Annotated in this window: 9 protein-coding genes; 8 read left to right on the top strand and 1 reads right to left on the bottom strand. The window is 61.9% G+C overall.

The annotated features are described in order from the left end of the window. Positions 1-53 precede the first annotated feature (53 nt). The 8 genes from M8Q45_RS13315 (at position 54) to M8Q45_RS13280 (ending at position 10,475) form a co-directional block, all read left to right on the top strand. Complete coding sequence (locus M8Q45_RS13315; protein ID WP_003180647.1) at positions 54-944, top strand: NAD(+) kinase; 891 nt, start codon at positions 54-56, stop codon at positions 942-944. Then, entirely contained in the window at positions 941-1,915 is a 975-nt protein-coding gene (locus M8Q45_RS13310) for a metallophosphoesterase (protein WP_249877322.1), read from the top strand. Before M8Q45_RS13315 ends, M8Q45_RS13310 begins: the two co-directional genes overlap by 4 nt. Beyond that, positions 1,912-2,784, top strand: a complete 873-nt coding sequence (locus M8Q45_RS13305; protein WP_249875136.1) for a rhomboid family intramembrane serine protease — start codon at positions 1,912-1,914, stop codon at positions 2,782-2,784. The genes M8Q45_RS13310 and M8Q45_RS13305 overlap by 4 nt, the downstream gene beginning before the upstream one ends. Positions 2,785-2,831: 47 nt before the next feature. Then, positions 2,832-3,092: a YeaC family protein gene (locus M8Q45_RS13300; RefSeq protein ID WP_030142618.1), complete on the top strand. Its 261-nt coding sequence runs from the start codon at positions 2,832-2,834 to the stop codon at positions 3,090-3,092. Then, positions 3,089-3,919 carry a DUF2797 domain-containing protein gene (locus tag M8Q45_RS13295; protein WP_249875135.1) on the top strand — a complete coding sequence of 277 codons (831 nt, stop codon included), beginning with the start codon at positions 3,089-3,091 and terminating at the stop codon, positions 3,917-3,919. Before M8Q45_RS13300 ends, M8Q45_RS13295 begins: the two co-directional genes overlap by 4 nt. Before the next feature lie 13 nt (positions 3,920-3,932). Next, positions 3,933-6,590, top strand: a complete 2,658-nt coding sequence (gene pepN, locus M8Q45_RS13290) for an aminopeptidase N (RefSeq protein WP_249875134.1) — start codon at positions 3,933-3,935, stop codon at positions 6,588-6,590. A 413-nt stretch (positions 6,591-7,003) separates the two neighbouring features. Next, a complete protein-coding gene (locus tag M8Q45_RS13285; RefSeq protein WP_249875133.1) occupies positions 7,004-8,056 on the top strand; it encodes a WD40/YVTN/BNR-like repeat-containing protein in 1,053 nt (350 codons plus the stop codon). A gap of 43 nt (positions 8,057-8,099) precedes the next feature. Beyond that, on the top strand, positions 8,100-10,475 hold the full coding sequence (locus M8Q45_RS13280; RefSeq protein WP_249875132.1) for an efflux RND transporter permease subunit: 2,376 nt from the start codon (positions 8,100-8,102) through the stop codon (positions 10,473-10,475). A gap of 70 nt (positions 10,476-10,545) precedes the next feature. On the opposite strand, the gene M8Q45_RS13275 is transcribed toward M8Q45_RS13280, so the two are convergent. Beyond that, entirely contained in the window at positions 10,546-15,246 is a 4,701-nt protein-coding gene (locus M8Q45_RS13275) for a dermonecrotic toxin domain-containing protein (protein ID WP_249875131.1), read from the bottom strand. Positions 15,247-15,362 lie beyond the last annotated feature (116 nt).

Below are 15,362 nucleotides of genomic sequence, written 5' to 3'. Positions count from 1 at the left end.
GCTTTCGCCCATAATCGGGTTTTTCGCCCGCCGCAGACCCTCGCAGGAGCCTCATGGAGCAATTTCGCAATATCGGCATCATCGGTCGCCTGGGCAGTTCACAGGTGCTGGACACCGTTCGCCGTCTCAAGCGCTTCCTCCTGGAGCGGCATCTGCACGTGATCCTCGAAGACACCATCGCCGAAGTGCTGCCGGGCCACGGCCTGCAGACGTCGTCGCGCAAGATGCTCGGCGAGGTCTGCGACATGGTCATCGTCGTCGGTGGCGACGGCAGCCTGCTGGGGGCCGCCCGGGCCTTGGCACGGCACAACATCCCGGTACTGGGGATCAACCGGGGCAGCCTGGGGTTCCTGACGGATATCCGCCCCGACGAGCTGGAGATCAAGGTCGCCGAGGTGCTGGACGGCCACTACCTGGTGGAAAACCGCTTCCTGTTGCAAGCCGAGGTCCGTCGTCACGCCGAGGCCATCGGCCAGGGCGATGCCCTCAACGACGTGGTGCTGCACCCAGGCAAGTCCACGCGCATGATTGAATTCGAGCTGTACATCGACGGCCAGTTCGTCTGCAGCCAGAAGGCCGACGGCCTGATCGTCGCCACGCCGACCGGCTCCACCGCCTACGCGCTGTCGGCCGGCGGGCCGATCATGCACCCCAAGCTCGACGCTATTGTGATTGTGCCCATGTACCCCCATACCTTGTCTGGGCGACCGATTGTGGTCGATGGCAACAGTGAGCTGAAAATCGTCGTGTCCAAGGATATGCAGATCTACCCACAAGTGTCGTGTGACGGCCAGAACCATTTCACCTGCGCGCCGGGTGACACCATCACCGTCAGCAAAAAAGCGCAGAAGCTGCGCCTGATCCATCCACTGGATCACAATTACTACGAAGTCTGCCGGACCAAGCTCGGCTGGGGCAGTCGGTTGGGGGGTGGAGGCGACTGATGCTCGATCCCGCGCGCAGTTACGACCTGATCGGCGACGTGCACGGATGCGCCCTGACCCTGGAACACCTGCTGGACCGACTCGGGTACCACAAGCAGGGCGGGGTCTGGCGGCATCCGTCGCGCATGGCCGTGTTCCTGGGGGACATCATCGACCGTGGCCCGCGGATTCGCGAGGCGCTGCACATCGTCCACGACATGGTCGAGGCCGGCCAAGCGCTGTGCATCATGGGCAACCACGAATTCAACGCCCTGGGTTGGAGCACGCCAGCATTGCCGGGCAGCGGCCAGCGCTACGTGCGTGAACACACGCCGCGCCATGCCCGCCTGCTCAACGAGACCCTGACCCAGTTCGAGCAGCACCCTGGCGACTGGCAGGATTTCCTCAAGTGGTTCTATGAGCTGCCGTTGTTTGTCGATGCCGGCCGTTTCCGCGTGGTTCACGCCTGCTGGGACGCGGGCCTGATCGAGCCCTTGCGCGGCCTGTTCCCGGATGGCTGCGTCGACGAGCATTTCCTCCAGGCGTCGGCCGAATCGGGCAGTTTTGCCTGCACGGTGTTCGACCGCCTGCTGCGCGGCACCGACATGCGCCTGCCCCACGGCATGACCCTGACGGGCGGCGATGGCCTGACGCGGGCGTTCTTCCGCACCAAATTCTGGGAAGACAACCCACAGACCTACGGCGACATCGTCTTCCAACCCGATGCATTGCCGGAACCGGTGGCGCGCACGCCGTTGTCGCCGGACGAGAAAAACAACCTGCTGCGCTACGGCGTCGATGAACCGATGCTGTTCGTCGGCCACTACTGGCGCAGCGGCAAGCCCGCGCCGATCCGCCCGAACCTGGCGTGCCTGGACTACAGCGCGGTGCTCTACGGCAAATTGGTCGCCTATCGCCTCGACCAGGAAACCCGCCTCGACCCGCACAAGTTCGTCTGGGTCAACGTCGAGCGACCGGAGGTGGTGCGATGAGTGCCGTGGCCGTCCTGCGCTTGCCCTTGGGCGTGGACCTGAGTGGCTTCGTCAAGTTGTTGCAACGCATGCAAGTGCCCCATCGGGTCAGCGAAGAGGCCGGTGAGCAGGTGCTGTGGGTGCCGGATGAAATCAGCGAGGACGTGCGTTCGTTGTACGAGCGTTTTCCCGCTGGCGACCCCGACCAACAGCTGGAACTCCCGAACACGGGCGGCACGTCCCGGCGCCCCGGGCTCGTCGCGCAGCTGACCCGCAGCCCGGTGACGGCCCTGGTGCTGTTGCTGAGCCTGATCGTCAGCGCCGTCACCCTCCTGGGGGACAATCTTGAAACCCTGCGCTGGTTGACCTTCCTTGAATTTCGCGTCGTCGGCGACTACATCCAGTTCACGCCGTTGGCCGATAGCCTGGCGGCGGGGCAGTGGTGGCGGCTGGTGACGCCGATGCTGATCCACTTCGGCTTCCTGCACATCGCCATGAACGGCATGTGGTATTGGGAGTTGGGGCGGCGGATCGAGGCGCGCCAGGGCGGTATCAACTTGTTGGGGCTGACGCTGCTGTTCAGCCTGGTCTCGAATTTCAGCCAGTACTTTTTCAGCGGCCCGACGCTGTTCGGCGGCTTGTCGGGCGTCTTGTACGGCTTGCTGGGGCATTGCTGGATCTACCAATTGCTCGCGCCGAACCCGGCCTATCACTTGCCCCGTGGGGTATTGGTGATGATGCTGGTGTGGTTGCTGCTGTGCCTGTCCGGGCTGGTTTCGCTGATCGGTTTCGGTGAAATCGCCAATGCGGCCCACGTCGGCGGGCTGCTCGTCGGCTGCTTCACCGGGCTGTTGGGCGGGCTGTTCGCTCGCCGTAAAATGGCCCTCTGATCGGCGACCTGTGCCTTTTTGAAAATGCGCGATTGCGCGGAGAACCCATGTCTTCCTTCAATGAAATGATCCAGAACATCACCCCCGACATCTACCGCAGCCTGAAACTGGCCGTGGAAATCGGTAAATGGGCCGATGGCAACAAGCTCACCGCCGAGCAGCGCGAGCTGTCCTTGCAGGCGATGATCGCCTGGGAAATCCAGAACCTGCCCGAAGAAGAGCGCACCGGTTACATGGGCCCCCAGGAGTGCCAGTCGAAAGCCACCGAAGTACCGAATATCCTGTTCAAGTCGGACGCCATCCATTGATCGAGATCGGCCGCGGTGCAATCAGCAAGATGTCGGCACGCCTGGACGGGCCGACCGTTCAATACGCCTTTCGCCTGGGCGATGTCGAGGTGCCGGTCAATCCGTTGATCGGCAGCACGATTCGCCTGGAATACCTCGGTGCGATCCACTGCACCCACTGCGGACGTCGGACCAAGACCAGCTTCAGCCAGGGCTATTGCTACCCTTGCATGACCAAGCTGGCCCAGTGCGACCTGTGCATCATGAGTCCCGAGCGTTGCCACTTCGACGCGGGCACCTGCCGTGATCCGGCCTGGGGCGAGCAGTTCTGCATGACCGATCATGTGGTCTACCTGGCCAATTCGTCGGGCGTGAAAGTCGGCATCACCCGCGCCACGCAACTGCCGACCCGTTGGTTGGACCAGGGCGCGAGCCAGGCCCTGCCGATCCTGCGGGTTGCGACCCGGCAGCAGTCGGGCTTCGTCGAAGACCTGTTCCGCAGCCAGGTGGCGGACAAGACCAACTGGCGGGCGTTGCTCAAGGGCGACGCAGCGGCGGTGGACCTGCCCGCCATCCGCGATTCGCTGTTTGAAAGCTGCGCCCAGGGTTTGCAGGGGCTTCAGGAACGATTCGGCCTGCAGGCGATCCAGACCATAGCGGACGTCGACCCCATCGAGATCCGTTATCCGGTGGCGCAATACCCGGCCAAGATCGTCAGCTTCAACCTGGACAAGGACCCGATCGCCGAAGGCACGCTGCTGGGAATCAAGGGCCAATACCTGATTTTCGACACTGGCGTGATCAACATTCGTAAATACACGGCTTACCAGCTCGCCGTGCATCAGTAGAAGGATTCGACCCATGCGCACCGAACAACCGAAGATGATCTACCTGAAGGACTATCAGGCGCCCGAATACCTGATCGACGAGACGCACCTGACCTTCGAGTTGTTCGAGGACCACAGCCTGGTCCATGCGCAACTGGTGATGCGCCGCAACCCGGAGCGCGGTGCCGGGCTGCCGCCGTTGGTGCTTGATGGCCAACACCTGGAATTGCTGTCGATCAAGCTTGACGACGCTGACCTGGGGCAGGGCGATTATCAACTGGATGACAGCCACCTGACCTTGCAACCCAAGGGGCAGGCATTCACGGTCGACACCACCGTGCGCATTCATCCGGAAACCAACACGGCCCTGGAAGGCCTGTACAAATCCGGCAGCATGTTCTGCACCCAGTGCGAGGCCGAAGGCTTCCGCAAGATCACCTATTACCTCGATCGCCCGGACGTGATGAGCAAGTTCACCACCACCGTGGTGGCCGAGCAGCACAGCTATCCGGTGCTGCTGTCCAACGGCAACCCGATCGCCAGCGGCCCCGGCGAAGACGGCCGGCACTGGGCGACCTGGGAAGACCCGTTCAAGAAACCCGCCTACCTGTTCGCCCTGGTGGCCGGTGACTTGTGGTGCGTCGAAGATACCTTCACCACCATGACCGAGCGCACCGTGGCGCTGCGCATCTACGTCGAGCCGGAAAACATCGACAAGTGCCAGCACGCCATGACCAGCCTGAAGAAGTCGATGCGCTGGGACGAAGAAGTGTATGGCCGCGAGTACGATCTCGACATCTTCATGATTGTCGCGGTCAACGACTTCAACATGGGCGCCATGGAGAACAAGGGCCTCAACATCTTCAACTCCAGCGCCGTGCTGGCCCGTGCCGAAACCGCCACTGACGCCGCGCACCAGCGGGTCGAGGCGATCGTCGCCCACGAATACTTTCATAACTGGTCCGGCAACCGCGTGACCTGCCGCGACTGGTTCCAACTGTCGCTCAAGGAAGGCTTCACGGTGTTCCGCGACGCCGGTTTCTCGGCGGACATGAACTCGGCCACCGTCAAGCGCATCCAGGACGTGGCGTACCTGCGCACCCACCAGTTCGCCGAAGACGCCGGCCCCATGGCGCACCCGGTGCGCCCGGACAGCTTCATCGAGATCTCCAACTTCTACACCCTGACCGTGTACGAAAAGGGCTCGGAAGTGGTCGGCATGATCCACACCCTGTTGGGCGCCGAAGGCTTCCGCAAGGGCAGCGACCTGTACTTCGAGCGCCACGACGGCCAGGCCGTGACCTGCGACGACTTCATCAAGGCCATGGAAGATGCCAACGGGGTTGACCTGGGCCAATTCAAGCGCTGGTACAGCCAGGCCGGTACGCCACGGCTGGCGGTCAGCGAGACCTACGACGCCGCGGCCAAGACCTACAGCCTGACCTTCCGCCAGAGCTGCCCGCCAACGCCGGACAAGGCGGAAAAACTGCCGTTCGTGATTCCGGTCGAGTTGGGCCTGCTGGCCAGCAATGGCGCCGAAATGCCCCTGCGCCTGAGCGGCGAAGCGGCGGCCAGCGGCACGACCCGGGTGATCTCGGTCACCGAAGCCGAGCAGACCTTCACGTTCGTCGATGTCGCTGAAAAGCCCCTGCCTTCCTTGCTGCGTGGTTTCTCGGCGCCGGTGAAGCTGAGCTTCCCCTACGATCGCGACCAACTGATGTTCCTGATGCAGCACGACAGCGACGGCTTCAACCGCTGGGACGCCGGCCAGCAGTTGTCGGTGCAGGTGTTGCAGGAGCTGATCGGCCAGCACCAGAAGGGCGAGGGCCTGGTGCTCGACCCTCGACTGGTCAGCGCGTTGCGCACGGTGTTGTCGGACGATTCCCTGGACCAGGCGATGGTCGCCGAAATGCTCTCGCTGCCAAGCGAAGCCTACCTGACCGAAATCAGCGAAGTGGCGGACGTCGAGGCGATCCACGCCGCCCGCGAATTCGCTCGCCAGCAACTGGCCGACAGCCTGTTCGAAGCCTTGTGGTTGCGCTACGAAGCCAATCGCGACCTGTCCCGGCGCACGCCATACGTGGCCGAGGCCGAGCATTTCGCCCGTCGCGCGTTGCAGAACATCGCGCTGTCGTACCTGATGCTGACCGACAAGCCGGAAGTGCTGAGCGCGACGCTCGATCAGTTCGACACCGCCGACAACATGACCGAGCGCCTGACGGCACTCGCCGTGCTGGTCAACTCGCCGTTCGAGGCCGAGAAGGCCAAGGCGCTGGAAGTGTTCGCGGAAAACTTCAAGGGCAACCCGCTGGTCATGGACCAATGGTTCAGCGTCCAGGCCGGCAGCCCGTTGCCGGGTGGCCTGGCGCGGGTCAAGGCACTGATGGAGCACCCGGCGTTCACCCTCAAGAACCCGAACAAGGTCCGGGCATTGATCGGCGCGTTCGCCGGGCAGAACCTGATCAACTTCCACGCCGCCGACGGCTCGGGCTACCGCTTCCTGGCGGACCTGGTCATCCAGCTCAACGCTTTCAATCCGCAGATCGCCTCGCGGCAACTGGCGCCGCTGACCCGCTGGCGCAAATACGACAGCGCCCGCCAGGCGCTGATGAAGGCCGAGCTGGAACGCATCCTGGCGTCCGGCGGGCTGTCGGCCGATGTGTTCGAGGTGGTGAGCAAGAGCCTGGCTTGACCGGGCTTCGCGCTGGCTGTAGGAGCTGTGTAGGAGCTGCCGAGCGAAGCGAGGCTGCGATCTTTCCCCAGACACTTGAATCCCAAGTGAAAGATCAAAAGATCAAAAGATCAAAAGATCAAAAGATCAAAAGATCAAAAGATCAAAAGATCGCAGGCTTCGCCAGCTCCTACGAAGGCCCGCGTGAGCAAGTTGCCTCATCACATCCATCACCCCACCGAATACCCCGCCATTCACCCACGCCGCCAATCCCCCACGGTTAACAAAAGATAACGTGGCGTCGATTGTCAGACCTTTCGAAAGCCCGATAGGATAGGTCCAGCTTGCGAAGTGGCTCTAGATTGCAGGTTTCAGGACTATGCTTCAGGACTGCAACGTACCAAGCCATAACAATAATAATGGGGGAAAGGTCTATGAGTGAGCCTGTCATGGCTGTGGGCCGCTGCCGGCCGCCGATGCTGCGCCGTGTGGCGTTGCTGGCCTCGGCGCTCTCGCTGCTGGGCTCTGTGGTGTTGTCGGCACCGGTGCTTGCGGTGGCGGCATCAACGTCCGATGTCATCTATTCCGTCGAATCGGCCAAGGCCAGCAAGACCCTGATGCTCGATGTGGTGCAGGCCGGCCAGCGCCTGGTGGCGGTCGGTGACCGGGGGCATATCGTCTATTCCGATGACCAGGGCAAGTCCTGGACCCAGGCCAAGGTGCCAACCCGTCAATTGCTCACCGCCGTGTTTTTCGTCGACGACAAGCACGGCTGGGCCGTGGGGCACGACGCGCAGATCTTTGCCAGCGAAGACGGTGGCAGCACATGGACCAAACAATTCGAAGACCTGACCCGTGAAGCACCGTTGCTGGATATCTGGTTCCAGGACGCCAGCCATGGTTTCGCCGTGGGTGCCTACGGTGCGCTGTACGAGACCAACGATGGCGGCAAGCACTGGGAAAACGCCAGCGACCGCCTCGACAATGAAGATCAATACCACCTCAACGCCATCGCTGCCGTAAAGGACGCCGGGCTGTTCGTCGTCGGCGAGGCCGGCAGCATGTTCCGTTCCGCCGACGGCGGGCAGACCTGGGAAAAACTCCAGGGGCCGTATGAAGGCTCGCTGTTCGGCGTCATCGGCACCGCCCAGCCTTCGACGCTGTTGGCCTATGGCCTGCGCGGCAATCTTTATCGTTCCGCCGATTTTGGCGCGACCTGGGAGCAGGTCGAGCTCAAGGCTGCCCGTGGCGCGCTGGAGTTCGGCTTGTCGGGCGCGACGCTGTTGGCGGACGGCTCGATCGTGATCGTCGGCAACGGTGGCAGCGTGATCCGCAGCACCGACGACGGCGTGACGTTCAGTGTCTTCAACCGCCCCGACCGTATTTCCGTAGCGGCCGTCACGGCGGCGGGCAATGGCAACCTGATCCTGGCGGGACAGGGCGGCGTCCGCGCCACCTCGGCCACTGGCGCCGAACTGAGCAAATGAGCCGGGCCTGTCAGGCGGGCACAATAACAACAAGGCGGACCCCATGAGCAGTCATCACCAAGACAAGGCGACGTTCCTCGAGCGCCTGATTTTCAATAACCGCCCGGCAGTGATCGTCATTTGCCTGCTGGTCAGCATTTTCCTGTTCTGGCAGGCCACGCTGATCCGGCCGTCCACCAGCTTCGAAAAAATGATCCCCCTCGAGCACCCCTTCATCGAAAAGATGCTCGAACACCGCAACGACCTGGCGAACCTGGGCAACACGGTGCGCATCTCCGTTGAAGCCACTGACGGCGACATTTTCTCCAAGGAATACATGGAGACCCTGCGCCAGATCCACGATGAAGTTTTCTATATCCCGGGCGTCGACCGTTCTGGGCTCAAGTCGCTGTGGAGCCCGAGCGTGCGCTGGACCGAAGTGACGGAAGAGGGCTTCGCCGGCGGCGAGGTGATTCCCCAGAGCTACGACGGCTCGGCCGACAGCCTCGACCTGTTGCGCAACAACGTGCTGAAGTCCGGCCAGGTCGGACGCTTGGTGGCCAACGATTTCAAATCGAGCATCGTCGATATTCCATTGCTGGAGTCCTACCCGGACCCGCAAGACCAAGGCAAGTTGCTCGCCCTGGACTACCGCAAGTTCTCCCATGAACTTGAAGACAAGATCCGCAACAAGTTCGAGGCCCAGAACCCGAACGTGCAGATCCACATCGTCGGTTTCGCCAAAAAGGTCGGCGACTTGATCGACGGCCTGGTCATGGTGGTGATGTTCTTCGGCGTCGCCTTCGTCATTACCTTGATCCTGCTGTACTGGTTCACTCACTGCATGCGCAGCACCGTCGCGGTGCTGAGCACTACCTTGGTGGCGGTGGTCTGGCAATTGGGTTTGATGCACGCGGCCGGGTTTGGCCTGGACCCTTATTCAATGCTGGTGCCGTTCCTGATCTTCGCCATCGGCATTTCCCATGGCGTGCAGAAGATCAATGGCATCGCCTTGCAATCCAGCGAGGCGGACAACGCCCTGACGGCAGCGCGGCGCACCTTCCGCCAGTTGTTCCTGCCGGGCATGATCGCGATCCTGGCCGATGCCGTTGGCTTCATCACCCTGTTGATCATCGACATCGGCGTGATTCGCGAACTCGCCATCGGCGCGTCCATCGGCGTGGCGGTCATCGTGTTCACCAACCTGATCCTGCTGCCGGTGGCGATCTCCTACGTCGGCATCAGCAAACGCGCCGTGGAGCGCAGCAAGAAAGACGCGACCCGCGAGCATCCGTTCTGGCGCACGCTGTCGAACTTCGCCAGCGCCAAGGTCGCGCCGGTATCGATTGCCCTGGCCGTGCTCGCGTTTGGCGGTGGCCTCTGGTACAGCCAGAACCTGAAGATCGGCGACCTCGACCAGGGCGCGCCGGAGCTGCGCCCGGACTCGCGCTACAACCAGGACAATAATTTCATCATCAGCAATTACTCCACCAGCTCCGACGTACTGGTGGTCATGGTCAAGACCAAGGCCGAAGGCTGCTCGCGCTATGAAGCCATGGCGCCGATCGACGAATTGATGTGGAAGATGCAGAACACCGAGGGCGTGCAGTCGGCGATTTCCCTGGTGACCGTGTCCAAGCAGATGATCAAGGGCATGAACGAGGGCAACCTGAAATGGGAAACCCTGTCGCGTAACCCCGATGTGCTCAACAGCTCCATTGCCCGGGCCGATGGCTTGTACAACAACAGCTGTTCCCTGGCGCCGGTGCTGGTGTTTCTCAACGACCACAAGGCCGAGACCCTGGACCGCGCAGTGAAGGCGGTGCAGGACTTTGCCAAGGAGAACAATCGCGATGGCCTGGAGTTCATCCTGGCTGCCGGCAACGCGGGCATCGAGGCCGCCACCAACGAGGTGATCAAGGAATCGGAGCTGACCATCCTGGTCCTGGTGTACATCTGCGTGGCGACCATGTGCATGATCACTTTCCGTTCCTGGGCAGCGACGCTGTGCATCGTGCTGCCGCTGGTGCTGACGTCGGTGCTGGGCAACGCCTTGATGGCCTTCATGGGCATCGGGGTGAAGGTCGCGACCTTGCCGGTGGTCGCCCTGGGCGTGGGGATTGGCGTGGACTACGGCATTTACATCTACAGCCGCCTGGAAAGTTTCCTGCGGGCCGGGCTGCCGTTGCAGGAAGCCTACTACCAGACGCTGAAGTCCACCGGTAAAGCCGTATTGTTCACCGGCTTGTGCCTGGCGATTGGCGTGTGCACGTGGATCTTCTCGGCCATCAAGTTCCAGGCGGACATGGGCCTGATGCTGACGTTCATGCTGTTGTGGAACATGTTCGGCGCGCTGTGGCTGCTGCCCGCGCTGGCACGGTTCCTGATCAAGCCTGAGAAGCTCGCCGGGCAGAAGGGTAATTCGTTGTTTGCCCACTGATTTGCCGTCGAAGAAAAAGCCGCAACCCCTGGGTTGCGGCTTTTTTGCAGGTGTCACGCCGGCGCGTCGGTCAGGGGGCCAACGGCAGGAACTTGCTGGCCGCCAGGGATTTGCCGATTCGCCCACGGTACACATCCACCACGGCGTGGGGATTGTTAGCGTGGGCGAGCAGGGAGTGGTAGTTCGCCCTGCGCTGTTCCTTGGTTTTCAAATGCGCGACGCTATAGTCCGCTTTCGGCGTGTCGGCTTTCTCATAGTGGAAGTGCGCGTACCAGACGGGCCGACCGTCACGGTCATTGATGGCGTACTCCTGGAGGTAATCCTTGCGGGACCCGGTCATGGCCTGACGCGGCCCGAGCCGTGCGACCTGTATCAGGTCATTTTCAAACAGGTATCGGACGGTGCCGTCGGTGGGTGGCAATTGCAGGCTCAGCTCGATGCGCAGGGCGCGGCCTCGAGTGGTCAACAGGGTGACGGCCGCGGCGATTTGCCCGGCCAATGCCTGATCCGCCGGGGTCCGTGGGGCTTGCGCGGCGTTGATAGCCCTGTCGAACTCCTCGCCCAGTCGGCTGAAGCGCGTGGCCTCGATATTCAGGATCTCTTCTATCTCCTGGGGATAGCGGCAGTAGGCTTTATAACTTTGCGCGCCGCGCATGCGCGCGTCCAGTTGCCCCAGCAGCGCTTGCACATCGCTCCTGACTGCATTGAGCGCTCGCGTCCTGGGCGGCGGAGTCGGTCGGCGTACTTCGACCATATCCCAGACATCGTCATGCTGCGTATAGGTGGCGATGACCTGATCGTCAACTTCGGAGCGCAGCTCCACGGTTTCGATTTGCGGGGCTGTTCCGACGGGTTTGAGGTCGCCGATCAAGAAGCCACTTTTGCGGGTCCTGATGACTTTCTTTTGCGGCTTTCCGGCGGGAGTCCTGGTCTGTTTAGGCGGGCGGGGCTTGCGTTGCGGCTCTGGCTTGACCTCGGCGGCCAGCCGTTTGTGCACCTCCTCGTAGAGCCCTTCGACAAGTTTGATCAGCCTGTCGAAATAAGGAGGATTGATTTCGCTGGCCTCCAGGGCTTTTATGCCCTGCAAGGCGTCGAGGGCTTCGCCGTAATGCTGGGTCAGGCTCTCCAGCAGCTCAAGCTGCTGCGTGGCGGGCAGTTCGTAGATTTTTAGATCGGAATGGGTGCGCACCTGCTGCACCAAGGGTTGGAGGATGCGATGCACGCTGTCGGGCAGGTCGGAGTCGAAACGTTTGAAAACCAGTGAGGCCAGCGTCGGCAACTGAACGGCTTTGGTGGCGATCGAGTCTCTTTCGTTGGGCGGGCGGTCTTGGGTCAGACGCTGGAACGCTTGCATGCCATCGGCGTCCAGGTTGTACAGCGCCTCCAGGTATTGATCCTTGAGGTCCAGCCAATGGATCGCTCGATCGTTGATTCGACTCAGCTCGTCAAGGTACCGCAAGTAGCCCAGGGTATCTCGGGTAACCGCTGCTTCGACTGCGTCCACGTCGCCGGTGTAGCGGCTATTGGCGGACATTAGTGCAGCCCGATCCATTTCCGCCAGCAGGAGTGCTTTGCGACTGTCGACGATCAGGTTCTCCATCAGGCTATGGAGGGTTCCCGGGGGCAGTTCGAGACCCAGTTGGTCGAATTCCGGCGCCGCTGTGAGCAGCTTCAAATAGATGTCGGTCTGTTCCTGAATCAGCCGCGAGACCTGCCCTCGCTGTGTCGATAGCCTCTGTTCCGAGACGCCGCTCGTTTCGTTAAGTCGGGTCAACACCGCCAAGGCAACGTTCAGGTTCCTCTGCCGATCAGTTTGCTCGTTGGCGTAGGTCTTCAGTTCCGTGCTCAGCTCCATCAACCGGGCGATCTTGCGCTCGCGCATCTCGGTGATGCGCTTGGGCATTCCCCCACGCAGGCGCAGACGCAGGTCCATGGACCAGTTTCCGAGTCCGTCGGTTTTCAATGCCGGGCCGTTCCGTGCCGGGTCGAGCGGGTCGGCCATTACCATGCTGCCGCCCGGTTCCTGCCTGGCTTGATAGAGGATGCCTTCAATCAGGACGTGGTACTGACCGCCAATGAGGTAGAGGCCCTTGAGCGGACCTTCCTTCAGCGGGGCAGGCAGTGACGCGGGGCGCGGCACGCGTAACGCGTTCAGTCGCGCACGCAATGGAGGCGTCAGGCGATGCCGGGCGCTGGCGAAACTGAAATCCAGGGCACCGCCGGCGGCTTCGGAATATTCGCCGGGCAAAGCAACGGCCCCATTCACGATGGCTGGCGCGGCGGGTGCGGGCCATTGCTCGGCAACGATGCGTGGCGCGGGCGGGCGCATCGTCTGCGTCTTGAGCGACTCGGGCAGCGGTTCTGCAAAGGGCGTGGCGCTGGTGTGAAACTGGTTCACCAGCATGCTGAGGTTGATCAGCAAGTCGATGGCGGCGAGTTCCCGGGTCATCGGGTCGTCACTGCTGAAAGCCGGGATGTCATGACTGGCACTGGCCATCAGGTTCCACAGCCAGGTGGCGGCCATGGCCGGGCCGCGCAGCAAGGGGACCAGCAGTGTGTTGAACAACAGGCTGCTTCCCTCTATCAAGACGGCCCAGCGGCTTTCGGTGTTGGAGTTGGAGCCCCGGTCCGCCTGTGAGATCAGGGCTTCGGCATTGCAGCCGTACAGGTACTGCATCAATACGCCGTTGCGCAGGGACTGCTGCAGCTCATCGTCGCCTGCGTCGGTGGCGAGCGTCGCCGGGGCGGGTTTTTCCGCAAGTGTGAACTCGTCTCCCTGTAAAAAACGCACGATGTGCGGCTCAAGAAAGCCGCCGCCGTCATAGATCGGACGGGCCGCATCCGGCATCCAGTTCAAAATGCTGGTCTGGAGCTCGCCCGGCGTGGCGATGGCTTGCAGCAGCGCCGCCCGCGTGGGGAATTCATGCAATGTCGGCGAGTAAAGCGGGCGATACAGCAGGTGGGGGCCTGTTGTGTGGTCTTGGGATTCGATGATGAACATATTGGTCACCGTATCGGGCCGGGCCTCGGGTCTGCGCAGCAAGGCCAGGTGTCGGATGAGCACCGGTCTGCCCCCGACTTGCTGTTCGCTTGCGTCGGGCTTGAGCAAGGCTTCCACCAGGTCCAGGCCTTGGCGAGTCATGCCGTTTTCGTTGCTATGCACCAGCTTCAACGCCTCGAGCGCCAGTTGCGCTGGATACTGATCGGCAAACAAGCGTTGGTGGTCCGGCGCCTCGGAGGCATTGTCCAACAGCTTTTGTTGCAGATAACGGGGATAAGCCGTTCCTATGTCTACCTGTTCGATCAAGCCGCCCGGGCGGTTGATCAAGTCTGGCGTCAACCATTCGGGCAGTGTCAGCCCATGGCGGTGCCTGAGGCGGACACGTCCGCTTGGCCTGCCCACGAGATTCCTGATGGCCAATTCAGTCAGGGTCATCGTTCTTTTCTCGACGATGCCTGCGGTGCCGGGGAAACCCGCGGCCACGGTAAAAATCAGCTCGATGTCGTCGGGCGCATAGTGGCTGGCCTGAACCAGGGCCCGGCTGCTGTCATTGATTTGTCTCATCCGGTCGAGCAGCGCCTCGGCCGCGAATTGCTCGATGTTCTGGATGTCGCTGAGAAATGTCCGGCCTTGGCTGTTTCTTTTGGCGCTGGCCAGGGCAAGGCTGTAGTGCTGGAACCTGGTCTGGTCGACAATGGACGCCTGCTTCACCCAATCGGGCAGGATGGATTGCAACGGTGCCGATGTCTGGGGCGTGAGGCGCGGTGCGTCGAGCAGGTAACGCGCCGGATCACTGAGCTCGTTGTAGAGCCTGCTCAGGTTTTGCAGGCCGATCCTGGAAGGCAGCTGTATCGCCTTCAAGTCGAGTAATTGCTGCTCCAGTATCAACATCGCCTGGGTATCGAAGGCATTGCCAGCGATCTCGTTGTATTGGCACGTGATGGTATCGGCAACGTACCGATTGGCAAACCGTTCACCCCAATGACTCAGGAACGTTTCCATGGAAGCGAAGGGGCGTACCGCGTTGCCTGGGCTGCACAGCAGAATGACGCGTCCGCTGCGGGTGAACCGCTGCAGGAGGATGTCGTTGCTGGGCAAGACAGTGCTGGAGGCACCTTGGGTGAGCGTGGTTTTCAGGGCGTAGGCGTACACCGGGGACGCATGGCGGCTCAAGCGCTGATCGCCTTCCGGCCAGCGTGCAAGCTGATCCAGGGCATCACGTTGCGGCTCGGTGAGCCCAGGTTGCTGCAAGGCATGGACATGCGCCAGGTTTTTCAGTGAGTCGCTGAGCCAGCGCCAGCGACTGGTGACGTTGTTTGGGGCGGCCACGCCGTTGGCCTCGATGTCCCCGTTCCAATAATCGGTCAGCGCCGTTTCGAGGCCAATCGGCACGGTCCAGGGCAGTTCGCGTATCAGGTTCTCGACGACTTTGATGTCCAACTGCTCGCTCTCCGAGGAGAGCGGGTAGGGGAACGTCTGGGAAAGATAGCATTGCCGGCCATGCCGTTCGCCCAGGTCCACTGGGGTACCCAGCGCCAGGTAGTCGAGCAGGCGCGGCATCAACAGAGCAAATCCCCAACTGCGCGAATCGGTCGGGGTCGCCACACGCAGGTTGGAAAAGTCGAGAGCGCAGAGTGAAGGGTATCTTTCCTTGAGGGCGTGTTCGAACATTTGCTGCGCGACCTGCTCGAATGCAGGGCGGCTGGCGAATGCTTGGCTCACTTTTTCAGCGAAGGCCGAGGGGCCATCGGCGGTGGAGGATGAGGTCATGAGAAGTCCTTTTCATAAACGGGTATCGTCGCAATGACGGCGAACAGAGTGTCGAGCCAACAAGCCTTGGCAAGGTGGTATATACATATGACCCGATCGGGCGTGGTTTCTGGTAG

Origin of the sequence: Pseudomonas sp. T1.Ur (genome assembly GCF_023516725.1) — a bacterium.
In the GTDB taxonomy this organism is placed as follows: Bacteria; Pseudomonadota; Gammaproteobacteria; order Pseudomonadales; family Pseudomonadaceae; genus Aquipseudomonas; species Aquipseudomonas alvandae.
Note: the sequence above shows the minus strand (reverse complement) of the source record. Positions and strands in the feature narration are given on the sequence as shown.